Origin of the sequence: Virgibacillus doumboii (assembly GCF_902806455.1) — a bacterium.
GTDB lineage: Bacteria > Bacillota > Bacilli > Bacillales > Amphibacillaceae > Lentibacillus > Lentibacillus doumboii.
This window is the reverse complement of sequence record NZ_CADCWQ010000001.1, coordinates 3,115,342-3,141,108: the sequence shown is the minus strand read 5'-3', so window position 1 is coordinate 3,141,108 and position 25,767 is coordinate 3,115,342. Positions and strand designations below refer to the sequence as shown.

Below are 25,767 nucleotides of genomic sequence, written 5' to 3'. Positions count from 1 at the left end.
TTGGTTAGTAGAATAGGATAATATTAAACGAATAATAATACGCCATTCGTATATCCTCGATAATATGGATCGAAAGTTTCTACCGGGGTACCGTAAATACCCTGACTATGAAGGCGGAATTTCTATAGGTGTGTTTTTTGACCTGGATTTCTGCCTTTATGCAATCTGCATATTGGGGAAGTTCAGGTTTTTACAATTGGTCCGAATCTGACTTATGAATTGCGTTGTATGCGGACAAATATTCCGCTATTTGCTGAAAACAGATGGGTTAAAGCAGTTTTAAACCGGATAACGGAATAAACGTCCGGCAATTGCTAAAAAACTAGTATTTTGGCCAAAATAACGGAACAAATGTCCGTTTAAATCGTCGGCAATTTTGACCGTAAAGTGGTAAATAAAGAAGGGTGTTGAACATGGAACATAATGAAATGATTTTAGTGCTGGACTTTGGCAGTCAGTACAATCAGCTGATCACAAGACGAATTAGAGAACATGGCGTGTACAGTGAATTGCACTCCCATAAATTAACTGCAGATGTCATCAGGAAAATGAATCCAAAGGGAATTATTTTATCCGGCGGGCCGCATAGTGTTTACGATGAAAACAGCTTCCGTTGTGATAAAGAAATATTTGAATTGGATATCCCTATCCTCGGTATTTGCTACGGAATGCAGCTGATGGCAATGCATTTTGGCGGAAATGTATCCGAAGCAAAAAATCGTGAGTATGGAAAAGCGAAGATTGATCTGACGCATGATCCGATATTGTTTAAGGATTCGCCAAAAAATCAAACGGTTTGGATGAGTCATGGCGATAAAGTTTTGGAAGTTCCTGATTCTTTTCAAATCGATGCAACAAGTCCGTCCACACCGGTCGCAGCCATGAGCAATCATAGTCAGAACCTGTACGGTGTGCAATTCCATCCGGAAGTCCGCCATTCAGAATATGGCAATCATCTGTTGAAACAGTTTGTTTTTGACGTATGCGGTTGTAATGCAGAATGGACAATCGGAAATTTCATTGATATGGAAGTCGAAAAAATTCAGGCAAAAGTCGGCGACAGAAAAGTGTTGTGTGCCTTGAGTGGCGGCGTCGATTCATCAGTCGTTGCAGCCCTTATTCATAAAGCAATCGGTGATCAGCTGACATGCATTTTTGTTGATCATGGACTATTGCGAAAAAATGAAGCGGACGATGTGATGACTGTTTTTGCGGATGATTTTAATATGAATATTATTAAAATCGATGCAGCTGACAGGTTCCTGTCCAAGTTGAAAGGTGTGGACGATCCGGAACAGAAGCGTAAAATAATCGGTAATGAGTTTATTTATGTGTTTGATGACGAAGCAGAAAAGTTAAAAGATATTGACTTTCTGGCACAGGGTACGCTTTATACCGATATTATTGAAAGTGGAACAGAGACTGCCCAGACGATAAAATCACATCATAATGTTGGAGGGCTTCCTGAGAATATGCAGTTCGAATTAATCGAGCCGCTGAATACGTTGTTTAAAGACGAGGTTCGTGAACTGGGATTGCAGCTTGGAATACCGGAAAGAATTGTTTGGCGACAGCCGTTTCCTGGACCGGGTCTGGCAATCCGTGTACTCGGTGAAGTAACGGAAGAGAAATTGAAGATTGTTCGGGAGTCCGATGCTATTTTGCGTGAGGAAATCGCTGCTGCGGGATTAGAACGGGATATTTGGCAATACTTTACCGTGCTTCCTGATATTCGAAGTGTTGGCGTTATGGGAGATTCCCGGACATATGATTATACAATCGGGATTCGGGCAGTTACTTCCATCGATGGTATGACCTCAGATTGGGCAAGGATTCCATGGGATGTGTTGGAAAAAATATCGACTAGAATTGTTAACGATGTCGAGCACATTAACCGTGTTGTCTATGATGTAACAAGTAAGCCACCAGCAACAATCGAATGGGAATAAGCGAACATTATTTATATTTTAATATAAAATATTCGTGTTTTGGTTGACTTTGTCGAAATTCGGTAGTATTATATTTTTGTAAACAGCTTAATAGTTTGCGTATAATTTCGGGAATATGGCCCAGAGTTTCTACCAGACCGCCGTAAATGGTCTGACTACGCAGAAACTGGTAATTATGATGATGAGCATTTTTATGTCTCTTTCTAATTGCTTTTTCCTGCTAAGTAGCACTCTTGACCATTAAGAGTGCTTTATTTTATTTAGAAAGAACAAGGAGGAGCAGCCATGAAGAAATACTTTCGCTTTGAAGAGTTAGGCACGAATTATAGAACAGAATTTATGGCAGGGTTAACGACATTTCTGGCAATGGCATATATTTTATTTGTTAATCCGGCAACACTTGCATTAGTAGGTGTTGAGGAATTGCCTGAAGGGGTTACCCGAATTGACCAGGGAGCTGTCTTTACGGCTACAGCGATTGCCGCAGCCGTTGGTACACTGATCATGGGGGTATTTGCTAAATATCCGATTGCACTTGCACCTGGTATGGGATTAAACGCATTTTTTGCTTACACCGTTGTGTTGGGCTACGGAATACCTTGGGAAACAGCACTGGCCGGCGTACTGGCATCCGGACTTATTTTTATCGTTTTAACGCTGACCGGCCTCCGTGAGAAAGTCATTAATGCTATTCCGGGCAATTTAAAGCTGGCAGTCGGCGCCGGAATTGGCGTGTATATCGCATTTATCGGTTTTCAAAATGCAGGAATTATCGTTGGTAATGATGCAACGCTCGTTGGGATAGGCGATTTGACTTCGCCGACAGTGTTGCTTGCTATATTTGGAATTTTTGTATCTGTTATCCTATTGAGCTTGAACATTAAAGGCGGTATTTTCTATGGAATGATTATTACTGCTATTGCGGGAATCATATTTAATCTGATTGATCCGCCATCAGGACTTGGCGGAATCGTTGGTGAGGTGCCGAGCGTAGCACCGACATTCGGTCAGGCATTTGCTCACTTTGGTGATATTTTCACACTTGAAATGCTTGTTGTTATTTTAACTTTCCTGTTTGTTGATTTCTTTGATACTGCTGGAACCCTTGTCGCAGTTGCAACACAGGCTGGATTAATGAAGGATAATAAACTGCCGCGTGCAGGTAAAGCATTGTTTGCCGACTCAGCTGCAACTGTTGCTGGTTCAATTGTTGGTACATCCACAACTACATCGTATATCGAGTCAACATCGGGTGTTGGAGCTGGCGGTCGTACTGGTTTTGCTTCAATCGTTACGGCAGGATTTTTCCTGTTGGCATTATTTTTCTCACCATTATTAAGTGTGGTAACAGCTGAGGTGACAGCACCGGCACTGATTATCGTCGGAGTTCTAATGTCCTCATCCTTAAAAGGAATTGACTGGGATCAGTTTGAGATTGCAGTTCCGGCATTTTTAATCATTGTTACCATGCCATTGACGTACAGCATCGCAACCGGAATCGCAATCGGCTTTATTTTCTATCCGATTACCATGATTTTAAAAGGCCGTATTAAAGAAATAAATCCGGTCATGTATGTGTTACTTGTTATATTCATTTTGTATTTTATTTTCTTGAGCTAGATGAAAAGGGGATTTTTATAAGTCTTCCTGCTTTTTTATTTGTTATTAGGAGGTTATGAGTGACCGAACGAAGGAAGAAAGCTATCGGGAGGTCTTTCATCAGGGTTATAAGTGCCCGAACCGAAGAAGAAAGCCGTTGAAATGTCCGTCATAAGGGGCATGACGGACAATTTGGGGCGGAAAAGTCATCGAACTGTCCGTCATCCAGGTTATGAAGATCAAATTACGTTATAAACCCAAGCGAAAAGACCTTCATCCGGTTTATAAAGATTCATTTCGTAAAGAAAATCATCATAATCTCTTAATCCAATGAATTAAATAAAAGTAAAAAAACAGCATGCGAAATTCCAAAAGATTTCGCATGCTTCTTTACTTCTGGAGAACTGTAGCGCTTTACCTGCTCATCCTCTGGCTTTTCCCCTATGCGGCATTACATGATAGATCGTCAGGAATATAGTACCAGCCAAGGCACAGCATCCCATTAAAAAGTATAACGTATCGCCGCCATACGAATCGATCAATACGCCGCCGCCAAGTGAGCCGATGATCCCTGATATTCCGAAAAAGACGGCGTAAAATACCAGATGTCCGGTCGACTGCAACAAATTCGGGATTAATCGGCTTATATACTCAAATGCTGCCAAATAAAACACGCCGAACGTGACTCCGTGTAAAAATTGTAAGGCTATTATATAGACGGGGTCATCAAACACAGCATACATGAACCAGCGCAAACTATAGACAGCACCGGCGAAAATAATAAATATAAGTGTATGATATTTTCTGAACCAGTAGCGGGCGGTAGCAAAAATTGCAGCTTCACTGGCAACCCCGACAAACCATGCAAGGCCGATTAACCACTCGCTCCCGCCAAGTTCGGCAATATATAAACCAATAAAACTGTCACTCGCCCGATGGGAAATTGTCAGAAACATAATCATACCCAAAAACAGAATAAACGGTTTATTCTTTATCAATTTTTTTATATCACTGAGCTGTACCGGATCAGACTCCACTTTCACGTCGGTTAAACGAATCGCGACGATCAAAGCCATTGATCCAAAAAATAAATAGGGCCAAATCATATACTGAACACCAATTTCCGAAAGAATTGCGCCAACGATAAGAGTAGAAGTGGCAAAGCCGATTGATCCCCATGTCCGGATGGTTCCGAATGATATGTTTAACACATCTGCACGACGCTGTGCCATACTGTCTCCGAGTGCTCCAATCGGTGAAGTGAAGAAGTAAAATACCGCACCCATCAGTACTATCGCAAGCAATCCATTCATTTGAAAAAATAATACACTGCTTATGAGTAATCCGATAATACAAATAATCAGCACGCGTTTAACCGTTTTGTACTTATCACTCATATATCCCCAAAACGGTTGTGAAAAAATCGAAGCTAATGGTCCGACTGCCAGTACCCAGCCAATTTCAGTACCATTTAACCCTTTGAATTCCAAATATAATGGTAAATAACTGATGATTATTGTATTCGTTGCATGAAAGCAGAATAATAGCATTTTTAATGGCGTGGTTGATTCATTGTTTGGCAAAAAAATCGCTCCTAACACTACTAAAATGTAATTATACTATAGATAGATGAACTAATATAACCTTTATCTGGAAAAGAATATGATTTTGTTGTTGGTTATGGTATAGTCAGAATAAATACATTAAAATGAAAATTCGGTTAAAGGGGAGAGTCTTCAACGATGGCACATGAGATGGAGTGTATTAACGTTGGCAAGGAATTTCAGGGGGATGGCGTCAGTACACACGCCCTCGATGATATCAATTTAACGTTTGAAGAAGGGGAGTTTGTAGCAATTGTAGGCCCATCTGGTTCAGGAAAGTCAACCCTGTTAAGTCTTCTGGGGGCGCTTGATCTGCCTACTGCGGGTGAAATTACCTATGGAAAGAATCCTGTCAACAAACTGAGCCAGAAAAAATTGGCCGACTTTCGTTTTGAGAACATCGGATTTATTTTTCAGCAATTTCATCTTCTTCCAACACTTACAGCCTTAGAGAATGTCATGGCCCCATTGTTTTCCCGAAAAGTTCCCTATGACAAAAAAGAACGTGCCGAATCGATGCTGACACAGGTTGAGCTGACGGACAAATTTGATTCGTTGCCATCCCAGCTTTCCGGCGGGCAGCAACAGCGTGTGGCGATTGCCCGCGCCTTAGTCCATGAACCCAACTGGCTTTTGGCTGATGAACCTACCGGGAATCTTGACACCCATACAGGTGATATTATTTTTGACAGATTGGCAACACTGAATAAAGAAAAAGGCTGCGGCGTAATCTTTGTAACACATGATTCTGAACTGGCTTCCCGTGCGGACCGGATTGTTGAGATGAAAAACGGCAAAGTAATCAGTGATACACGAAGCGGGGTTCATGCATAGTGTTGTTTTGAAATAGAGTTGTGATTTACTATAACTCTCTGTGAAGGAAACGTATCTGCGAACCAAGAGACATAATTTCTGTCTCTTGGTTATTTTCATGTTTAGGATGGTAAAAGGAAGCTTTTGAAAAACCAAATTATATTAGTATAAAAAGCCTCTTTTGTGAAAAGTTATAACTTGTAGGAGGTGTGGTTTATGAACAAATCTAAAAACCAGGGAACTGAAAAAATGAACACTAAAATCCTAACCACTCCTCTGTCAACGTCTCTTGAGAAGAATGTTTCCATCCTGAAAGAAATATTTGATTCGTGCGACGATATCGACTTTTATCACGCACAATTCGGTAACCAATCCGTATGTCTGGTTTATTTGTCTGAAATGGTCAATAATCGGGAAGTATTTGAGATAGAACAAGCCCTCTATTCATATGCCGCGAATCAAACACAAAAAAATTCAGAGTGGTCTTTTAAAACTTTTATCCATCAGCGTTTCCCTTTTAGAAGTGTAGCAGAATTGGATGACCTGCAACCAATTGTAAAACAGATCTTGTCAGGGCAAATCGTTCTTTTAGCCGATGAAACAGATCATGTTTTTCTATTTAGTTCGGACAATTGTAAAGATAGAAGTGCGAAGGAACCAGATACGGATCGGACCGTCAAGGGACCTAAGGAAGGATTTGCGGGAGATGTCCATACAAACTTGCGGTTAATCCGCCAAAGATTGCAAACACCTTCTTTAAAAGTTATAAATTTGACACTGGGGAAACAAACGCAGACACAGGTCAGCGTTGTTTATGTGGAAGGAATTGCTAATGATGAAATTGTAAAGGAAGTACAACAGCGCTTATCTGATATTGAAATTGATGGAGTTTTAGACAGCCACTATTTAGAATCAATGATAAAGGATTCTCCAAAATCCCCTTTTCCGACGGTATTCAGTACAGAACGTCCTGATCGGGTTTGTGGTGGACTGTTGGATGGAAAAGTGGCTGTTATTACAGATGGCAGCCCTTTTGCTTTAACGGCCCCTGCAATGTTTGTTGAGTTTCTTCATTCAAGTGATGACTATTATGAAGGGTCTTTGTTTGCAAGCGTTACTCGTTGGGTACGTTTATTGGGTCTGTTTATCATTTTAATCCTTCCGGCATTTTTTGTGGCCATCGCAACCTTTCATCAGGACTTATTACAGACCCCATTCTTACTGCGTATCGCGGCCAATCGTGAGGCTTTGCCATATCCTGTGTTGATAGAAGCAATATTTATGCTGCTGACATATGAACTGATTCGGGAAGCGGGATTACGAATGCCAAAAATATTCGGCGGAGTTGTGGTGACCATTCTTGGGCTCGTATTAATTGCTCAGTCTGCAGTGCAGGCGGGCTTCATCGGACCAATAATGGCAATTGTCATTATGGTTACTGCCCTGACATCCTTTATTTTGCCAAATTATGCATTCCATCAGGTTATACGCTTTTACAGCATCCCCCTGCTTCTTTTGGCAGGATTCTTTGGGTTTATGGGTATCATTGTCGGGCTGATGTTTGGATTAACCCACTTAGTTAGCATACGTTCCTTTGGTGTTCCTTACTTTTCTCCAGTTTCTCCTGCAAGAAAAGAAGGATGGAAAGACGTATTTATTCGTGCGCCATGGTGGGCGATGGAGACCCGTACACCTGGATTGGGTGTCGAAAATTTTGACCGTGCAGGGGAAGATAATATTGCAAAACCTCCAAAAGAAGGTAAGGAGGATCCAAATGGGGAAAAATAGGCTGTTCAAACGGTTACCTTTTCTTCGTCCGATGGCAATGCTCGTTACTATTCTGTTGCTTTCAGGTTGCTGGAGTGCAAAGGAGATCAATAACCTTGCTATAATCAACGTCATCGGGATTGATGAAAATGATACCGGAGAAGTTGAAGTAACAGCTGTTATGGCTAAACCATATTCCCTTTTTTCAGAAACCGCTGTTTCGGGAAATGAAGAAAACAAATTTCTGATTGTAATCACTACAGGTAAAAGCATCTTTGAAGCACTAAGTAACTTATCGGCCACTGTGCCAGAAAAACTTTACTTTGGTCATTTAGACGCGGTTATACTTGGTGAACGTGCGGCAAGGGAAAGAACGGAGTCCGCTTTAGACTTTTTTAAAAGAGAAACTGACTTCCGGCCAAATATTCAATTGCTCGTAACCAAGGGGTCCGCAGCTGAACTGGTTAAAACGGTTCCACAACAGAATCTGACGCTTGGATTGGAAATAAATGACCTGGTCCTTTCAAACAGGCTTGCCACGACCGGGATGGTCAAGGATATGAGCCAATTTACTGAGGCACTAATGAGTAATACAACGGCCCCCTATACTGGGGTGATCAGTGTCGCGGAGAAAAAACAGGAAATCGACATACATGGGAATAAACAGGATACAATAAATCAACAAACTAAGAATAAAGAAGGGGATACATCAGCCAATTCGTCAGGTAATGATCAGGGAAATGTACCGAAAGCACTTAACTTGAACGAAACTGCTGTATTTAAGAAGGGGCAATTAAGAGGGTTTCTTGATGAAGAGGAAACACGTGGTTTTTTATGGATAAAAGGAGAAGTTCAGAGCGGAATAGTTGTCCTGAACTGCGGGAAAAAAGGTGAGGGAGACGTGAGCTTGAATGTAACCAATTCTGTATCAAAACTGATCCCTCAAGTATCCGGCAAGAGCCCAAAAATGAATGTACAGATTGAAGTTGAAGCCGATATCGGCCAATTGACATGTAAGGATATTAACTTAACCAGTAAATTCCTCAATCGTTTAAATGAAAAATTTGAGGAAAAGGTTAGGCGAGAAGCAATAATGGCTTTGAACAAGGCGAAAAATCAATGGCAAACAGACATTTTTGGATTTGGGCGGGCCATTAATCAAAAAAGCCCCAAGAAGTGGAACCAAATGGCTTCTCAATGGAAAAACGGCTTATTGAGAGAGACGGAGATTGATTTAAGGGTTTCAGCAATTATTTCACGGTACGGACTGTTTAAAGAACCGCCTGGAACAAATAAGTGAGGTAATATATGAATATTTTATTAAGTTTACTACTTATTGTACTGATTGTTCTGACCACAGGAACCCATATCTATTTTGTATGGAAGGGGAAAAATCATAAAATGCTGTTTGTACAGCTCGCGATTATCGGTTTAACGATTATTCTATGTGTGATGACCATTTATGATATTCGTGATCCTTCCATTTCCAAATTCTTAAATGCATTGAGCCCCTTGCAAAAATGAAACGGAGGTACCAACTATGATTGAAAAAGGCAGAATAAGTAATATTCAAGCCGCCATGTTAGCTATTACATCCTTGACGATTGTTGGTCATTTGATTTTGTTAACGGTTGTTCTCCAACAAAGTCGTCAGGACGGCTGGATTGCTGCCATTGTGGGTACCATTTTAGGGCTGATCGGGATTATTGCACTGGTGAAACTGTCTCAACATTTCCCGGGCCAAACGTTAATTGAAATTCTATTTCAACACTTTTTATGGCCGGGAAAAGTCATTGGTATAGTTTATCTTATTTATTTTTTTATTATGGTAGTTTTGGCAACAAGATTGTTTGCAGAAGTGTATGAGAGAATCATGGGTGAGACGCCGATGTGGGCATTTGTTACAATTATTCTGCTTCTTACGTCATTTATTGTATATCAAGGATTGGAAACATTAGGACGGCTGAACCAGATCATGTTAATCTTCTTAATATTTATTGCAATGGCAGTAGTTTTCTTGACGATGGGGGAAAAGAAGGATTATACGAATTTATTGCCGATCATGGGGGATGGGATAATGCCTGTTACTGTCGGTTCGCTATCAGTGATGGGCTGGTTTGGTGAATTTGTGATTATGGGTATGATTCTTCCCTATGTTCAAAGGCCGAAAAAGCTGGTTAAAACTGGAGTTGGGGTAGCGGTGGTTACCTTAATCTTCTTTCTTGGTCCTATTACGGGGCCGGTCGCCTTATTCGGTGCCGAGCAGGCTTCGAGCATGGCCTTTCCAACTTTTTCAGAAGTCCGCTATATTGAAGCCGGAGAAGTCATCAATCGATTTGATTCCATTGCTGTAATTCTTTGGACGGTCGGATTAATGATTCGAATCTCACTGTTTTTTTACGGGTTAAGTTTAGGGCTGGCCCAAGCCTTTAAGTTAAATACATATCAACCTTTAGTCATTCCATTAGCCTGGTTGATTGGAATAGGTGCTATTCTTTTCGCCAATAATTATGCGGAATTGAATGCATTTCTTTTTGAATCCTATGTACCTCTTAATATTTTGATGGGGGCTATAATTCCAGTTGGACTGCTTTTAGTCTCGATTGTATTTTTCAGGAATGCAAAAAAGAATATTTCTTGATAGATCTTAATAATTGAAAAAAGTTTCGCTATATAGTTGGGATCTAAGAGTTTTTGATAACAGAATTCATTTCCATAAAAAAAGAGCAGAAAACATCTACTCTTCCCAAACTTCTCTAATAAACTCGTCACGCCCGGATTTGGCGCGGTCCTCTTTATAATATTCTTTATTCTTTTTATAAAAATCCTGGTGATATTCCTCAGCAGGGTAAAAGGTGGACCCCTCTAAAATCTTCGTAACAATCGGCTTGGAAAACTTACCGCTCGCTTCAAGCTGTCTCTTTGATTCTTCAGCCAGTTGCTTTTGTTCATCATCATGGTAAAAAATGGCTGTACGATAAGAATCCCCGCGGTCATGAAACTGCCCGCCGTCATCTGTCGGGTCAATTTGCCGCCAGTATAAATCCAGGATTTCTTTATATGATATAACACTTGGAACATATGTTATTTCGACTGATTCATAGTGTCCTGTAGTTCCGGTTTTAACTTCTTCATATGTCGGGTTTTCCTTATTGCCGCCCGTGTAACCTGACACAACCTGATGTACACCGTCCCATTGATCAAATGGTTTGACCATACACCAGAAACACCCACCGGCAAATGTGGCTTTTTTCAGCTCGTTTGTCATGTCTGTTTCCTCCAGTTGTACATAAACTATTGAATTAACTATAACACAATCAAGGAATCGTAACGAAACACTTCGTACTGAAAAAGCTGCCTGCAATGTGCAGGCAGCTTCCAACTAAATAAAATACGGTCCAAATACTGACAATACCATTAAAATATGTGCTCCGGCAAAGCAGGCAATCCTTCCTGAAGCCTGCCAGCCCCTTGTTTTCTTCGTTGATTGTGCTGCGATGAACGCAATGACGGCAAACAGCAGGATATAAACAATACTGCTTCCATTAAACGTCAGATAACTTGGTGCATTGGCATAGACAGACGGCACAAATATATACTCTTTGAAGAAAAATACTGCCAGCATGTAGATGCCTATCCCGGTGTAAAAGAGCCATGCCGGGTCTTCCTCTACAATCCTTCCTCTCAAAAAGTATACAACGACAATGAACAATACCGGCCAAACGAACCAGATACTCGAAATCGAAATGGTGACCGCAATTACTGATAACATCCCGAGGGTTTTGCCTAGTGCGCGAATCCAGTCATCCTGCGTCAGTGATGAGGCTTTATCAATAATTTCCGGATTTCCGGAAGAAACATAGATTACATTTTCATCACCTTCCATGTCAAGCCATGCAACCGTCTCGTCATTTAACCATTGCGGTTTTGAGGATATTTCAGGAGTATTGCTTTTCCGAGATACGTCGATATGTCCACTGTCTGACATGGTTGCTGCGTATATGTTAAACGCACTTCTGCCTTTAAATTGTGTTTGTGAATTTCCACTCGCCCTAAAAAGAAAATGCGGCTTGCCATCTTGGTATTTGACGGAAATTCCGGCAACTTCACTTAGACTTCCATCGCCGACTGGATCATCAAATTCCAGTTGTTGTAATGGAGTCCCCTCACTGCCACCAATGGCTGTTTCCTTAAAATACGTATAAAAAACTGGTGCTCCCTGTGATTGTTTCTGCTCTGTTTCAAGGGTAAATGCCAGGTTTTCGCCATTAATGACAAAATCAATATGGTTGACTACTTGTCCAAAGTCCAGCGTGAATTGTTCCTGGTGGATATACTCAACATCCGTTGAATTAACGTTGTAGACATTTAATTCCACTTCATTATTGAGGGAGTTTTCCGTCATAAAATAAAGGCCCTGTTCTCCCTGGTAAGGTATGATATCCTCGATTCCTTTTTCAAGATCCATCAATTTTTGTGTGCTATTATCTGCAGGTGCCAGCTCGTACAAAGCGTTTTCTTTGATATAAAGAATGGTGTCTTTTAATGGATAGAACCGGCTTGCATCCGAAACAATGATGTTGCCTTCCTGATCATAGATGTGATTATAGTCATGATAAATCAGTGTATCACCCTGCAAATACACCTGTGTCCATTTATCATATGGAATATCATATGACTTCTCTTCAATTGTCTCAAAGTCCTTAGTCAGCGTCTTGATCCGAAGCTGTTCGTCTTCATAAGTTTGAATATTAATAGTTCCATCTTCCGTTACCTGGACAGGAAGCTTGTTATCCACTGTTGTCGTTCCGATATGTAATGCTCTGCTCCAGTTTGCTGCCGGTGGTTCTGCGACATTCGTAATGTTTTGATAAAAAACATTGATTATTCCAGCGGCAATTATAATGGAAGGTAAAATCCAAAATAAATGTTTTTTCATTATGATCCCCTTGTCTGTAAGTTTCTGTAAAATATCATACCACAATTCGTCTGATTTTTGTCTATAATGAAACAAATTATTTTGTCTGGTCTGTCATATGTTAAACTAAAAGAAGATTGAAATTTTTGAAAGAGGGTATTCATATGGGGAAAATACCGATCATTCAAAGCCAACTCAGTCCACCGCCAATGAAGGATCGTTTTGTTCATCGTGCCAAATTGAATCGAAAGCTGATGAATGCAGCCAAGTATCCGCTGACACTGCTTCATGCAGGTGCAGGTTACGGGAAGAGTACTGCATTGGCATCGTATGTGCATCATGTGAATCAGGATGCATGCTGGTATTCAATTTCCCGGAATGATGATGATATTCTGCCCTTTATAAATAAACTGACTCACGCTGTTAAGTTGAAATATCCTGCATTTGGAAAGACCATCCTGGATGAGCTGGAGGTGTTGGATAATTATCTCAGTACCGAACAGATAGGTTATCTGACGTCATCTTTTATTAACGAAATTATTGAATTGAACAAAAAAATTGTATTCATATTGGATGATTTTCACCATGTCCGGAATTCGAATGAGATTGAACAATGGATAAAACAATTGCTTGAGTATATGCCTGACAATTTGCATATTATCCTGTCGAGCCGGAATAAACCAAAATGGGATATTATACCGAAATTAAAGGTAAAAGGGGAACTGCTTGATATCCCTCAAAATGATTTAATTTTGACATCAGAAGAAATGCATCATGTATTGGGAGATATGTATCAGCTCGATCTGGCGCAGGATGACCTGAAGAAAATACATGACCTGACAGAAGGATGGGCCATTGCATTCAGCATGTTTGTTCAGCACATTCAATCGGATACTTCAATCGATGTTATTTTGGAAAACCGCCAGCGCTCATTACAGGATCTCTTTGATTATCTAGCGTCGGAAGTGCTTTCCAAACAATCGATGATCATTCAGCAGTTTTTATTGCAATCCAGTATTATCGACGTGTTAACGCCAGACATTTGCGATGACGTTTTAAAGATTAATGGTTCAGAAGAAATTCTTGCCGGACTGGTTGAGCAAAATCTGTTCATTGTCGACGGTGAAGGTGACCATTACAGGTATCATGCTTTATTCAAGGCTTTTCTGGAAAATCAGCTGCAAAAAAATTACCCGAGAGAATATACCGATTTACATACAAGGGCTGCCCATTACTATCAAAAAATATTCCATATGGAAACAGCTTTATACCATTACCGGAAAGTAGAGGCATTTGGCGCAATTGCCCGCATTCTTCAACAGCAGGGGTCCGAACTGCTAAGAATCGGACGGCTGCAGCATTTATACGAAATATTGACTGAGCTGCCGATGGAATATAAAGATAAAGATTTAATACTCTATTTTTATCAGGGAGAAATCGAACGATACCGGTCATCCTATGCGAAGGCGGAAAAGAATTATGAAAAAATCCTTGAACGCGGTAACGATGATTACTATATAGCCGGACTTGCATTGGAAGGCAAAGCACGTATTTACCTGGACACGATACAGCCTGATAAAGCGGAACGTTATGTCAATCAGGCAATCCATATGCGGGAAAAGTCAAACGCAACAAAAGAAGAGATGGCACGATTGTATCAGCTAATGGCTGAAAACCTGATAAATGCCGGACAGGCAATCAAAGCAGAGGCGTGGTTTGACCGGGCAAAGGAATTAAATCTGCCGCTTGAGGAAGGAAACCTGCAGGCACGGATTTATCTTCGGACCGGCCGGCTTTCCAAAGCAAGAGAAATCCTGATTCAGCGAAAACAAGTCGCAAAAACAACGAAACATCTGCCGCAATCACATCGGGAAACCGATATTCTTTTATCAATTATTGAAGCGTTTATGGGCAACGCAGAATCGAGTAAAAAATTGGCAAGTGACGGGATTCAATTAGGATTAAGTATACAGTCCCCGTTCGTCGAAGCCTGCGGATGGATGCGAATGGGGCATGCCGTTCAGTTGCTTGACAATTATGAAAGCGATTTAGCAATTGATTGTTATGAGACTGCCCTTGATATTATGGAAAAAATAAATGTCTCACGCGGCAAAGCTGAACCGTATATGGGTCTGGCAATCCTTTATGGAAAAAAACAGCACTACGAACAAGCAGTTGAAATGGCTAAAAAAGGTCTGTACGAAACTAAAAAGGTTAACGACCGCTGGCTGAGCGCAATCATAAAGATATGTCTCGGTGTCGCTGAAATATACAACAATCAGTTTACGGAAGCATCAAAGGTGATGAAAGAAGTTTATGAGGAATTCAGTTCATGTGGTGATCGGTATGGGCTGATTGTCAGCCGCTTCTGGATTGCCTACATTTCTTTTATGCAGGAAGATGACGAAGGATTCAGGCAGGAAATGAGTGCTTTTCTGAAGGAACTGCAAACCGAATCCTATGATTTTTTCCTTAAAAAAAGGACGACATTCGGACCGACGGATGTTCAAAATATTGCACCAATGCTGTTGAAGGCAAAGCAGCTAGATATGGAGCCGACATTCATTTCCCGGATGTTACATGAACTTGGCTTGGATAAAACGATTAAAAGTCATCCGGGTTATACATTAACAATCCAGACACTCGGTCACTTAAAGGTATGGCTCGGAAATAAGCAGTTGGAAACAGGCGACTGGCAACGCGGCAAGGCAAAGGAACTTTTTGAGTTATTTATCACCAATCGGGATAAGCTCATAACCAAAACAGAGATTTTCCACACACTGTGGCCGGACCAGGATGAGAAAAGTGCCAATAAATCATTCAAGGTTACCCTCAATGCATTGATGAAAGCATTGGAACCTAACCGTAAGCCGCGTGAGGAATCGTTTTTTATCAGACGAAAAGACAGTGCATATGGCTTGAACCCAGATTCTGGATATAAACTCGACAGCATCCTATTTGAAAAAGGGGTATCAAGCGGGATTAAAGCGCGCAATCCGAAGCATGCAAAGGAATTGCTGGAGAAAACACTGACACTTTATCACGGAGATTACCTTTCTGATATTCGTTTCGGCGACTGGTGCCTGGCTGAGCGGGAACGTCTGCAATTAATCTATCTGCGGGGCGCCGAAAAAATGGCTCAGGTAGCAGTACGACTGCAGGAATTCAACGTATGTGTCGACTGGTGTGAAAAGATATTAGCAATCGACAATACATGGGAAGAGGCATACCGGCTGCTAATGTACAGCTACTATCAAAATAATAACCGTCCACAGGCGATAAAGTGGTACGAAAAATGTGCTGCTGTTTTAGATGAAGAACTGGGAATTGAACCGATGGAACCAACACGGGAAATGTATGACATGATCATCGAATCGGAAGAGTTAAAAGCATATTGAAGAAGACTCCCTTGATTACACATGAATCAGGGGAATTTTTTATAAAATATCGGCTCGAGATAAGGAACATCGGCAGAAGGGCAGCGACATCAGCCCACAGGAAAACATCGGCTCAAGTTCATAGCAACACCCGACGTTGCAATTTGTAACTTCCCTGTAACTACTCTTCTTTATCATCACGGTAAGAAGTAATGATTAAATTTAAAGGGGGAAATAAGGAATGAAAGCAGGACGAATAATCGGACTGATTTTTGCTTTGGTACTGTTTACTGCAATCGCGACTGCCTGTGGTGATGAAGGAGACGCATCCGGCGAAAGCGGCGATAGTGGTGATAGCAAGGAAACGATAAAAATCGGTGTACTTGCATCATTGACTGGTGCATTGGAAGCATATGGACAGCAAACGCAAAGGGGATTTGAGCTTGGTCTTGACTATGCTACTGACGGAACAATGGAAGTAGCAGGTAAAAAACTGGAAGTAGTTTTTGAGGATACCGAAACAGATCCAAAAGTTGCCCGGCAAAAAGCATTAGGTCTATTGGAAGATGAAAATGTGGATTTCCTGGTTGGGTCATCCAGTTCCGGGGATACGCTGGCAGTAACTCCGCTTGCGAAAGAATATGAAACTGTCATGATTGTTGAACCGGCTGTTGCTGATAGTATTACAGGTTCAGAGTACAATGATTATATTTTCAGAACAGCCCGTAACTCATCTCAGGATGCGGCGGCAGCAGCTGCGGCAATTGCAGATGAGGGAGTAAAGATAGCAACATTGGCACCGGATTCTGCATTTGGCCGTGATGGTGTTTCGGCATTTGTAAAAGAAGCAAAAGACCTGGGTGCAGACATCATTCATGAGGAATATGCAGACCCTGCAGCGACTGACTTCACAGCAAACATTCAAAAAATCATCGAAGCGGATCCTGACTATCTGTTCGTTGTATGGGCAGGTGCGAATACACCGTGGAACCAGATAGCTGATATGAAGGTTCAGGACCAGGGAATTAAAATTACGACAGGTGCACCGGACATAGCTGCTCTATCAACGATGAAGCCGTTAGTGGGTATGGAAGGATTCACTGTTTACTATCACACACTGCCGGATAACAAAGTGAACGATTGGTTGGTGGAAGAACATAAGAAACGTTACGACGGCGAAGTGCCTGATTTATTTACACCTGGTGGCATGAGTGCAGCGATCGCAATTGTGGAAGCGCTTAAAAAGACCGATGGAGATGCAACTGCCGATAAGCTGATCGATACGATGGAAGGAATGAGTTTCGATACCCCTAAAGGTGAAATGACATTCCGTCCAGAGGATCACCAGGCACTGCAATCGCTATATGCGATTACGTTAGAGGAAAAAGAAGGATACGATTATCCGGTGCCGGTGCTGAACAGAGTTTTATCGCCTGAAGAAACAGCACCACCAATTAAAAACGATTAACCATGGATCAGAACCCTTGCCTATATCATTTTGGAGAAATCGGCTTACTCGCCGATTTCCTCCAATCCGACTTCTGGCATCTGACCTCTGAAAATACGAGGCGAATGCCGAGTTTTTCTTAGGCATCTGACCTCTGAAAATACGAGGCGAATGCCGAGTTTTTCTTAGGCAAGGGTATGTTCCGCTATCAAATAAACAGGGAGGACCAAAGATGACCGCGATACTGGAAACAGAAGATCTGACAATTGCATTTGGCGGCCATACAGCTGTTGATCATATTTCTGTACAGATTCCCGAAAAAAAATTCACCTCGATAATTGGTCCGAATGGTGCAGGGAAAACAACCTTTTTTAACCTGCTCAGCGGCCAGCTCTCCCCGACAGAGGGACAGATATTTTTCAAAGATAAGGAGATAACAAAGTATACAACAACACAGCGTGCCCGCATGGGTATTGGACGTTCTTTTCAGATAACGAATGTTTTCCCTAACCTGACTGTACTCGAAAATGTACGTTTAGCAGTGCAATCGCAGGCTAAAGTTCGCTATCAGATGCTTGCTCATTTCAAGTATTATAAACAATTTGAAGAAAAAGCAATGGAGCTTCTCAAAAAAGTTTTCCTCGAATCAAAAGCACAATTACGTGCTGTTAATCTTGCACATGGTGAAAAAAGAAAGTTGGAATTGGCAATGCTGCTTGCTCTGGAAACAGAGATATTATTGCTTGATGAACCGACTGCCGGCATGTCACTTGAAGAAGTCCCGGCAATAATCGATGTCATCAACAACATAAAAGCTGATGGTGACCGGACGATCGTATTAATCGAGCATAAGATGGATTTGATCATGGACCTTTCTGATGAAGTACTTGTTTTATTTCATGGTGAGCTTTTGGCGAAAGGGACACCTGAAGAGATTATTGAAAATGAAATGGTTCAGTCAGCATATCTGGGAGGCATGTACGATGAGCAATTTGCTTGAGCTGAAACAGGTTGCAGCATACATACAGCAATATCATATTTTACACGATATTTCATTTGAAGTTCCAAAGGGTGAGGTAACGGTGCTTCTTGGCAGAAATGGTGCAGGAAAAACCACGACACTCCGGACAATTATGGGACTGAACAGGGTTTCAGGCGGATCTATTTCTTTTAAAAATAAGGAAATAGGCGAGCTGAAGACGCATTCCATTGCCAAAAGCGGCGTTGGCTATGTGCCTGAAGATCAGGGTGTATTCGCTGATCTGACTGTTGGTGAAAATATGAGAGTGGCCATGAAAAAAGAAGATGAAGAGACAACAAAACGCATGGAATGGGTACTTGATTTATTTCCGGATTTAAAAAAATTCTGGAAGAAACCCGGCGGCCAGCTGAGCGGAGGGCAGAAGCAGATGCTTGCCATTGCCAGGGCATATGTGAATGAAAATGAATTACTGTTGATTGATGAGCCAAGTAAAGGACTTGCCCCGATCATCGTAGAAAAAGTTATGGAATCCATCCAGCAGATGAAGGAACGTACTACGATTTTACTGGTTGAACAAAACTTCATGATGGCAAGTAAAATTGGTGACCGCTTTTATATTATTGATGACGGACAGACCGTTCATAACGGTCAGATGGATGAATTGAAAAATGATAAAGCACTTATGAAAAAATACTTAGGTATTGCGTAGGGGGGAAAGGGATGGACTTATTATTCAGTTTGACAATAAACGGACTCGCAACAGGTATGATTATTTTCCTCCTTGCAGCTGGGCTTACACTTATTTTTGGACTGATGGACGTTCTTAATTTTGCACATGGAGGGTTATTTGTCTGGGGCGCATTCAGTGGTGTATGGGTATATACTCTGACAGACAGTTTCCTGCTGGGAATTGTTGCGGCTATTGTTACAGGACTAATTCTTGGTGCAATAACGGAATTTCTGATTATCAGACCTGTGTACGGAAACCATATCCAGCAGATTTTGATTACACTTGGTCTCATGCTTGTACTTGCTGAATTAATCAAAGTTGTTTTTGGACCAGAGCAGAAATCGGCACAGCCGCCAGCGTTTCTTGATGGCAGTTTCATGGTTGGTGACGTCATTTTAATTAAATACCGGTTATTTATTATTGCTGTTGGTATTCTGGTTTTCGCAATTACATCGTGGATTTTAAAACGGACCCGAATCGGATTGATTGTCAGGGCAGGTGTAATGAACAAGGAGATGGTACAGTCACTTGGCATTAACATACAGTTCGTGTTCATGGCTGTATTTATGGTCGGAGCGGCGATGGCTGCTTTGAGTGGAATGCTGATGGCGCCATATTCGGGTGTTATTTATGCGGAAATGGGTCTGGAGTTTGCAATCTTGGCATTTATTGTTGTGGTTATAGGTGGTATGGGCAGTTTCAAGGGGTCATTATTTGCTGCGCTGCTGGTAGGTTTAACACAAGCGTTTATGGCATACTATGTGCCGGCATTGTCACTTGCGGTAAATATGTTACTGATGGCCATTGTACTTATTTTCAGGCCACAAGGGCTATTTAAGGTGAAGGGGTGAGCTAAACTATGAATATACGAAATATCGAAAAGAGTACCTGGATCTATCTGGCCATTGCAGTACTGTTATTTATCGTTCCATTCATCTTCACCGGGCGCAGTGTTTTGTTTTTGATTATGCAAATCTTTATCTTCGGTATTTTTGCAATGAGTTATGATTTGCTGTTGGGCTACACAGGCATTATTTCATTCGGTCATGCAATGTTTTTTGGAATTGGCGCATATTCAGCAGCAATTGTAATGGATCATAATGATTCAACATTGCTATCGTTACTGGCAGGAGTTTTAATAGCTGTTATTTTTGCCGCGATCGTCAGTTTTATTGCCGGGATATTGACATTGCGGCTGAAAAGTCACTTTTATGCGATGCTGACATTGGCATTGGCTGGCCTGTTCCTGGTGGCTGCTGAGAAGTGGACCAGTTTGACTGGTGGCGGCGAAGGATTCACATTCCTGTTGCCTGATTTCCTCCGTGATTCCGGAACGATGTATGTTATCTGTCTTGTGTCGCTTCTGGTGTTCTTTTTTGGCCTCAGGCGGTTCACGAAATCACCGATGGGTAAAGTGCTTGTAGCGATACGGGAAAATGAAAACAGGACAGAGTCACTAGGTTTTCAGGTATTGCATTATAAAGTGATTGTCAGTGTGATTGCGGGGGTAATTGCAAGTTTGGCCGGTGTCTTATATGTACTCTCATTACGGTTTATCGATACCAGTGTGTTTGCAGTGGACGTTACGCTTGATGCGTTATTAATGACAATCATTGGAGGTGTCGGCACACTTGTCGGTCCGCTGATAGGAGCCGGTCTGGTTGAGTTTGCCCACCACTGGCTGTCCGATTTGGCTGACGTGCACTGGATTTTTGAACGCTGGATTATTTTATATGGAACCGTTTATATCCTGGTCGTTATTTTCTTCCCGCAAGGAATTGTCGGAACACTGCAGACTAAGTTTAGGAATCGGTTCAATAACGGAATGCCGAAAAAGTGAGGTGTGCAGACGATGGAGCCAATTGGTATAGTAAGTACAGGTATCTATATTCCGGAGCAAAAAATGTCTTCGAAGGAACTGGCTGAACGGTCCGGACTTCCAATTGAAGTTGTTGAACAAAAGATGGGAATCAACCAAAAGCCGATTCCTGGTGAAGCGGACCACACGTGTGACATGGGCGTGAAAGCGGCAAAAGAAGCACTGTCAAAAGCTAACATGAACCCTGAAACGATTGATCTCGTAATCTATATCGGCGAGGAACATAAGGAATATCCGTTATGGACTGCCGGTATCAAACTGCAGCATGAAATTGGCGCCGTAAACGCCTGGGCGTTCGACACAGCATTACGGTGCGGGACGACGATTGCGGCGCTGAAAATGGCAAAAGATATGATGACCGCTGATGATGAGATTCGGACCGTGCTGCTGGCAGGCGGTTACCGTAACGTTGATTTTATCAACTATCAAAACCCCCGGACCCGTTTCATGTTCAATCTTGGTGCCGGCGGTGGGGCAATGATCTTGCATAAAGGTCATACGGAAAATCAACTGCTTGCAACCCACATTATTACAGATGGTTCTTTTTCCGAAGATGTGGTTGTGACAACGGGTGGTACGAAAAATCCGCTTACGCATGAAACGCTTGATGCAGGACTCTATCAACTGGATGTGCTTGACCCGCCAGGTATGAAAAAACGGCTGGAACAAAAATCGATGAACAATTTTATTTTCTGCATCGAAAGGGCTTTGTCCAAAAGTGGTTACACGAAAGAAGACATTGACTATGTTGCGATGCTTCATATGAAGCGTTCGGCACATACATATGTATTGGACCAGCTCGGGGTTGATCACAACAAATCTATCTATCTGGAAGACTATGGTCATATTGGTCAAATGGATCAGATTATATCACTGCAACTTGCTGAAGAGCGCGAGCTGCTTAAAGATGGGGATATTGTTGTTCTCGTTTCTGCGGGAATTGGCTATGCCTGGGGAGCAAACGTTATTCAGTGGGGAAAACAAAGGGAGGAGCTTTAATATGTCAGAAGTTTTTTTGAAAAAAGTGCAGTTGTCAAATGGTGAAGAGCTGGCTTACCGTGAACGTGAGGGTGGCAAGGAAAACGTATTGCTTGTACATGGAAATATGACATCGTCGGTTCATTGGGATCTGGTAATCGAAAGCTTGAGCGCTGACTATAAAGTGTTTGCAGTGGATTTGCGCGGGTTTGGCGAGTCTTCGTATAACCAGCCGATTGAAACGATTAAAGACTTTTCGGATGACTTGAAGTTACTGTGTGATGAAATAGGCGTTCGTGATTTTGCCATCGTGGGCTGGTCACTAGGCGGAGCCGTTGCGCAGCAGTTTTGTGCTGATTATCAGGGGTATGCGAATCGCTTGTTTTTGCTGGCATCCGGGTCTTCACGTGGATATGCATATTATGCTACTGGAGCCGATGGAATGCCGGATCCCGCCAATCGCCTGGAAACATTCGAAGCGGTTAAGCAGGATGGCAAGACTCAACTGGTACAAGGGGCGTACGATGCAAAAAACTATGATCTATTGCGACAAACATGGGATATGCTCATCTATCGGAAAGATAAGCCGGACTCTAACAGATACGAAAAATATTTGGAGGATATGACAACGCAGCGAAATCTGGCCGAGACGTATCATGTACTGAATATCTTCAACATTAGTCATGTCCATAATGGGCTGACGGAAGGAAATGGAAAAATTGGCAAGATAGAGATTCCGATCATGATTACCAGGGGCGACGAGGATTTGGTCGTTACCAAGGAAATGACCGATGAACTTATCGAGGATTATGGTGACAAAGCAGTTTATAAAGAATTGACTGGATGCGGTCATTCCCCGCTTGTAGATGATTTGGAGGGACTGCTGGAAACAATGGAAAGTTTTTTCAAAGAAAGGACATCAGTAAATGAATAGATTACAAGATAAAACAGCGATAATCACAGGCGCAGCCAATGGAATCGGCTTACAGGCTGCCCGCACATTTGCCAGCGAAGGAGCAAAAGTTGTTATCGCTGACTTTGATGAAGAAACGGGGATAAAACGTGAAAATGAATTGCTGGCAGAGGATGTGACATGCACCTTCGTTCAGGTTAATGTGGCCGACCGCAGCAGTGTGGATGCAATGGTGGAAAAAGTCTTATCAGCTTATGGCAAGATAGATATATTAGTTAATAATGCCGGAATCACCAGAGATGCGATGCTGTCAAAAATGACACCAGAGCAGTTCCAGCAGGTCATCGATGTTAACCTGACAGGTGTCTTCCATTGTACGCAGGCGGTACTGCCATCCATGATCGCCCAAGGCAAAGGGAAAATCGTTAACACATCTTCTGTTTCCGGCACTTATGGAAACATGGGACAAACCAATTACGCAGCAGCGAAATCAGGAATTATCGGTATGACAAAAACATGGGCCAAAGAGCTCGCCCGTAAAGGGATAAACGTGAATGCCGTAGCACCCGGATTTACCGAAACGGGAATGGTAGCCGGAGTGCCGGACAAAGTGATTGATAAAATGAAAGCACAAGTTCCGATGGGGCGGCTGGGCAGGCCCGAGGACATTGCAAACGCCTATTTGTTTTTATCCTCCGACGAAGCCGATTATGTGAACGGCCATGTGCTGCATGTTGATGGCGGGATAATGATGTAGTGTCTATTAGTGCTGGAAATTGGAAAGACGCTTGAAATCTTATTCAGGCGTTTTTTTGATGCGGACATATTTTTCCTTATTTTCGAAAATAACCTCTATTTGAAGGCTTTGGCGGTCATATTTTCCTTTATTCAGTTTAAATTGCAGTACATCGAAGCATTTTTTAACCGATAACGGAAAATATGTCCGCGAACAACCTAAAAACACTGTTTTTGACAAGGATAACGGAAAATATGTCCTCTTAAATATAGTCTCAAGTAGTGTTTTTTAGTTTGCTCCCTTATAGTCCAATGTTATCGGCTGATTATCCTCCATGGTTGCTTTATATAAAGTAATATTTCCGACAGTCGGTTCAGCCGGATCTGAATGAACCTCAAAATTTTCATTTAAACCGATTGTCCAAACTGCCTCGTCATTTTTCTTTAAAACAACAGCAAGCGTACCGAACTGCTTTATATTGTCCCAGCCAAATGTGTCGGTTTTCCCATTTACCGTAACGGAAATTCCTTCTGTGTCACTTACAACTTTAGTGTCACCGGCCTGCCACTGACCATGAATTTCGGCCCCCACATAGTAATAAGACCTGCCACTGCCGCGATCACCATAGGTAGCGATGAATTGCTGCATCGTATTATTTTCAGCTTTGTAGGTAACTGCCGCAATATCATCTGCCAACCACTCTACTTTAAAATTACCTTCAGCTTCATAAGGCAACTTTTCTTTTGGACGAGCCAAAATACCATAATAAGACCTGTAGTAAACAGCTACCCCGCTTTCCACATTCATTTTAATTGATAAAACCTGGTTCCAATCCGGTGAAATGCTGGTAATATTCTTTATATGCTGATTACTGTTAAGAAGTAGCACAGCATTAACAATGATAAATACAACCCCAACACCGGACACAATAAATTTCAATTTTTTAGTGAGCGTAAGCAGAAGCAGAAGAGCAATCAACAAACAAATAATACATAACATATTGACGACATAAAAAATCTGATTATCAATGTACTCTACTTGATACCTGGCTGCTGCGAATAAATAACCCATCTGCAAGCAGAAAAAAGTGATGGCGGAAAGAAGCAGAATCCAGCCGATTATTTTCAGCAATTTATTCCGGTTTTGATTCATTTGGCTGTACCTCCATCGAAAATTCCCATGTTAATCCATTATCTTTAGATATAAATTTTCCCTTCACTTTTCCACCCAGGTAATCACCGTTCGGCCCCTGATTAACCAAAACAGATAAATGGTCTCCTTCTTTCACCGGAACTTCTGCCTGAACAAAAATCCTGTCATACTTTTCCGGAATATGGAATGCTGCTTTTTCCCAGCTCTCCCCGCCATCCTGTGTTACATAAACATCTGGCTCCATAGGATTAATCGTTCCATAAGATAAAAATCCGGTTGTTTCATCCACAAAGCCGCCATCCGAAATCATTCTTATTGTCGGTGGATCTGCTGTTGCCTCCCAGGTTTTCCCGCCATCATGCGTTAAAAAGGCAGTTGAATATTCCTGAGACATGGTACGGCCACCGGAAATAATCACATATCCAAACTGGTCATTTAAGAATTCCACTTTTCGAAAACGCAAGTGTGGAAAGGATTCCGCAACAACACTGTCCTGCCATGATTTTCCCTGACTAAGGGAATATTTTAGTTTTACAGGACCTTGTTTATATAAGAATGCAGCGCGGTTTTCCGTAAGAATATAGCTGTCATTAATCAATTCCTGTTTGTTGCCACGGTACTCCCCATTGAATAATAGTTCTTTTTCAATCGGAACTTTAATCCAATTCTCTCCTTGAGTATATGTAATGTTCAGTTCATTATTTTGCAGCGAATAACTGATTGTGTCATCGGTTACCGGTTGTAATGGGTCAGGCTGAGGTTGTTCCGTTTGGTCGGGTGATGCCGTATCGTTCTGTGTTTCAGTTGGAAGAGTCAGTTGTGGCAGGGCTGCCGTTTCCCGATTCTGGTGAACATAAGTCCCGATGATTAAGCCAACCATCATCAGCATGGACAGCACAAGTAAGCTATTTTTCATGAGAAGA

Annotated in this window: 21 protein-coding genes and 2 riboswitches; of the genes, 16 read left to right on the top strand and 5 right to left on the bottom strand. The window is 41.9% G+C overall.

Annotation, left to right across the window (positions count from 1 at the left end):
* The first annotated feature begins 26 nt into the window (after positions 1-26).
* Positions 27-128, top strand: a riboswitch (purine riboswitch).
* Positions 129-413: 285 nt separating this feature from the next.
* The gene (gene guaA, locus G6R02_RS15715) at positions 414-1,949 is read left to right on the top strand and encodes a glutamine-hydrolyzing GMP synthase (protein ID WP_164670176.1); all 1,536 of its coding nucleotides are present in this window, start codon (positions 414-416) and stop codon (positions 1,947-1,949) included.
* A gap of 77 nt (positions 1,950-2,026) precedes the next feature.
* A riboswitch (purine riboswitch) is annotated at positions 2,027-2,127 on the top strand.
* 107 nt (positions 2,128-2,234) lie between these two features.
* Entirely contained in the window at positions 2,235-3,569 is a 1,335-nt protein-coding gene (locus tag G6R02_RS15710; RefSeq protein ID WP_164670175.1) for an NCS2 family permease, read from the top strand.
* A gap of 401 nt (positions 3,570-3,970) precedes the next feature.
* On the opposite strand, the gene G6R02_RS15705 is transcribed toward G6R02_RS15710, so the two are convergent.
* Positions 3,971-5,131, bottom strand: coding sequence for an MFS transporter (locus G6R02_RS15705; protein ID WP_246202587.1), 1,161 nt, complete (start codon positions 5,129-5,131; stop codon positions 3,971-3,973).
* Between the two features lie 159 nt (positions 5,132-5,290).
* Here G6R02_RS15705 and G6R02_RS15700 point away from each other — a divergent pair, with 159 nt between their 5' ends.
* The 5 genes from G6R02_RS15700 (at position 5,291) to G6R02_RS15680 (ending at position 10,373) form a co-directional block, all read left to right on the top strand.
* The gene (locus G6R02_RS15700; protein ID WP_164670174.1) at positions 5,291-5,986 is read left to right on the top strand and encodes an ABC transporter ATP-binding protein; all 696 of its coding nucleotides are present in this window, start codon (positions 5,291-5,293) and stop codon (positions 5,984-5,986) included.
* A gap of 195 nt (positions 5,987-6,181) precedes the next feature.
* Positions 6,182-7,753, top strand: coding sequence for a spore germination protein (locus tag G6R02_RS15695; protein ID WP_164670173.1), 1,572 nt, complete (start codon positions 6,182-6,184; stop codon positions 7,751-7,753).
* Positions 7,740-9,032 (top strand): Ger(x)C family spore germination protein, encoded by a 1,293-nt coding sequence (locus G6R02_RS15690; protein WP_164670172.1) that lies wholly within the window; start codon positions 7,740-7,742, stop codon positions 9,030-9,032. Before G6R02_RS15695 ends, G6R02_RS15690 begins: the two co-directional genes overlap by 14 nt.
* A gap of 8 nt (positions 9,033-9,040) precedes the next feature.
* A complete protein-coding gene (locus G6R02_RS15685; RefSeq protein WP_164670171.1) occupies positions 9,041-9,256 on the top strand; it encodes a hypothetical protein in 216 nt (71 codons plus the stop codon).
* A 16-nt stretch (positions 9,257-9,272) separates the two neighbouring features.
* Positions 9,273-10,373, top strand: coding sequence for a GerAB/ArcD/ProY family transporter (locus G6R02_RS15680; protein WP_164670170.1), 1,101 nt, complete (start codon positions 9,273-9,275; stop codon positions 10,371-10,373).
* Positions 10,374-10,469: 96 nt separating this feature from the next.
* Here G6R02_RS15680 and msrA read toward each other — a convergent pair whose 3' ends face one another.
* On the bottom strand, positions 10,470-11,000 hold the full coding sequence (gene msrA, locus G6R02_RS15675) for a peptide-methionine (S)-S-oxide reductase MsrA (protein ID WP_164670169.1): 531 nt from the start codon (positions 10,998-11,000) through the stop codon (positions 10,470-10,472).
* Between the two features lie 114 nt (positions 11,001-11,114).
* Complete coding sequence (locus tag G6R02_RS15670; RefSeq protein WP_164670168.1) at positions 11,115-12,671, bottom strand: hypothetical protein; 1,557 nt, start codon at positions 12,669-12,671, stop codon at positions 11,115-11,117.
* 143 nt (positions 12,672-12,814) lie between these two features.
* Here G6R02_RS15670 and G6R02_RS15665 point away from each other — a divergent pair, with 143 nt between their 5' ends.
* The 9 genes from G6R02_RS15665 (at position 12,815) to fabG (ending at position 23,713) form a co-directional block, all read left to right on the top strand.
* Entirely contained in the window at positions 12,815-16,048 is a 3,234-nt protein-coding gene (locus G6R02_RS15665; protein WP_164670167.1) for an AfsR/SARP family transcriptional regulator, read from the top strand.
* Positions 16,049-16,268: 220 nt separating this feature from the next.
* Positions 16,269-17,495: a substrate-binding domain-containing protein gene (locus G6R02_RS15660; RefSeq protein ID WP_164670166.1), complete on the top strand. Its 1,227-nt coding sequence runs from the start codon at positions 16,269-16,271 to the stop codon at positions 17,493-17,495.
* A gap of 211 nt (positions 17,496-17,706) precedes the next feature.
* Positions 17,707-18,474 (top strand): ABC transporter ATP-binding protein, encoded by a 768-nt coding sequence (locus tag G6R02_RS15655; protein WP_164670165.1) that lies wholly within the window; start codon positions 17,707-17,709, stop codon positions 18,472-18,474.
* Positions 18,458-19,165 (top strand): ABC transporter ATP-binding protein, encoded by a 708-nt coding sequence (locus tag G6R02_RS15650; RefSeq protein WP_164670164.1) that lies wholly within the window; start codon positions 18,458-18,460, stop codon positions 19,163-19,165. The genes G6R02_RS15655 and G6R02_RS15650 overlap by 17 nt, the downstream gene beginning before the upstream one ends.
* Before the next feature lie 11 nt (positions 19,166-19,176).
* Complete coding sequence (locus G6R02_RS15645) at positions 19,177-20,037, top strand: branched-chain amino acid ABC transporter permease (RefSeq protein WP_164670163.1); 861 nt, start codon at positions 19,177-19,179, stop codon at positions 20,035-20,037.
* An 8-nt stretch (positions 20,038-20,045) separates the two neighbouring features.
* Positions 20,046-21,026 carry a branched-chain amino acid ABC transporter permease gene (locus G6R02_RS15640; RefSeq protein WP_164670162.1) on the top strand — a complete coding sequence of 327 codons (981 nt, stop codon included), beginning with the start codon at positions 20,046-20,048 and terminating at the stop codon, positions 21,024-21,026.
* A gap of 12 nt (positions 21,027-21,038) precedes the next feature.
* On the top strand, positions 21,039-22,064 hold the full coding sequence (locus tag G6R02_RS15635; RefSeq protein WP_164670161.1) for a 3-oxoacyl-ACP synthase: 1,026 nt from the start codon (positions 21,039-21,041) through the stop codon (positions 22,062-22,064).
* Position 22,065: 1 nt separating this feature from the next.
* Positions 22,066-22,977, top strand: a complete 912-nt coding sequence (phaZ, locus tag G6R02_RS15630) for an intracellular short-chain-length polyhydroxyalkanoate depolymerase (RefSeq protein WP_164670160.1) — start codon at positions 22,066-22,068, stop codon at positions 22,975-22,977.
* Entirely contained in the window at positions 22,970-23,713 is a 744-nt protein-coding gene (gene fabG / locus G6R02_RS15625) for a 3-oxoacyl-ACP reductase FabG (protein WP_164670159.1), read from the top strand. The genes phaZ and fabG overlap by 8 nt, the downstream gene beginning before the upstream one ends.
* Positions 23,714-23,980: 267 nt before the next feature.
* On the opposite strand, the gene G6R02_RS15620 is transcribed toward fabG, so the two are convergent.
* A complete protein-coding gene (locus G6R02_RS15620; protein ID WP_164670158.1) occupies positions 23,981-24,844 on the bottom strand; it encodes a hypothetical protein in 864 nt (287 codons plus the stop codon).
* Complete coding sequence (locus G6R02_RS15615) at positions 24,825-25,760, bottom strand: WD40/YVTN/BNR-like repeat-containing protein (protein WP_164670157.1); 936 nt, start codon at positions 25,758-25,760, stop codon at positions 24,825-24,827. Before G6R02_RS15615 ends, G6R02_RS15620 begins: the two co-directional genes overlap by 20 nt.
* Positions 25,761-25,767: the final 7 nt, after the last annotated feature.

Coding starts and splice junctions, on each gene's coding strand:
- guaA (WP_164670176.1), top strand. CDS start 414: ATGGAACATAATGAAATGATTTTAGTGCTGGACTTTGGCAGTCAGTAC.
- G6R02_RS15710 (WP_164670175.1), top strand. CDS start 2,235: ATGAAGAAATACTTTCGCTTTGAAGAGTTAGGCACGAATTATAGAACA.
- G6R02_RS15700 (WP_164670174.1), top strand. CDS start 5,291: ATGGCACATGAGATGGAGTGTATTAACGTTGGCAAGGAATTTCAGGGG.
- G6R02_RS15695 (WP_164670173.1), top strand. CDS start 6,182: ATGAACAAATCTAAAAACCAGGGAACTGAAAAAATGAACACTAAAATC.
- G6R02_RS15690 (WP_164670172.1), top strand. CDS start 7,740: ATGGGGAAAAATAGGCTGTTCAAACGGTTACCTTTTCTTCGTCCGATG.
- G6R02_RS15685 (WP_164670171.1), top strand. CDS start 9,041: ATGAATATTTTATTAAGTTTACTACTTATTGTACTGATTGTTCTGACC.
- G6R02_RS15680 (WP_164670170.1), top strand. CDS start 9,273: ATGATTGAAAAAGGCAGAATAAGTAATATTCAAGCCGCCATGTTAGCT.
- msrA (WP_164670169.1), bottom strand. CDS start 11,000: ATGACAAACGAGCTGAAAAAAGCCACATTTGCCGGTGGGTGTTTCTGG.
- G6R02_RS15670 (WP_164670168.1), bottom strand. CDS start 12,671: ATGAAAAAACATTTATTTTGGATTTTACCTTCCATTATAATTGCCGCT.
- G6R02_RS15665 (WP_164670167.1), top strand. CDS start 12,815: ATGGGGAAAATACCGATCATTCAAAGCCAACTCAGTCCACCGCCAATG.
- G6R02_RS15660 (WP_164670166.1), top strand. CDS start 16,269: ATGAAAGCAGGACGAATAATCGGACTGATTTTTGCTTTGGTACTGTTT.
- G6R02_RS15655 (WP_164670165.1), top strand. CDS start 17,707: ATGACCGCGATACTGGAAACAGAAGATCTGACAATTGCATTTGGCGGC.
- G6R02_RS15650 (WP_164670164.1), top strand. CDS start 18,458: ATGAGCAATTTGCTTGAGCTGAAACAGGTTGCAGCATACATACAGCAA.
- G6R02_RS15645 (WP_164670163.1), top strand. CDS start 19,177: ATGGACTTATTATTCAGTTTGACAATAAACGGACTCGCAACAGGTATG.
- G6R02_RS15640 (WP_164670162.1), top strand. CDS start 20,046: ATGAATATACGAAATATCGAAAAGAGTACCTGGATCTATCTGGCCATT.
- G6R02_RS15635 (WP_164670161.1), top strand. CDS start 21,039: ATGGAGCCAATTGGTATAGTAAGTACAGGTATCTATATTCCGGAGCAA.
- phaZ (WP_164670160.1), top strand. CDS start 22,066: ATGTCAGAAGTTTTTTTGAAAAAAGTGCAGTTGTCAAATGGTGAAGAG.
- fabG (WP_164670159.1), top strand. CDS start 22,970: ATGAATAGATTACAAGATAAAACAGCGATAATCACAGGCGCAGCCAAT.
- G6R02_RS15620 (WP_164670158.1), bottom strand. CDS start 24,844: ATGAATCAAAACCGGAATAAATTGCTGAAAATAATCGGCTGGATTCTG.
- G6R02_RS15615 (WP_164670157.1), bottom strand. CDS start 25,760: ATGAAAAATAGCTTACTTGTGCTGTCCATGCTGATGATGGTTGGCTTA.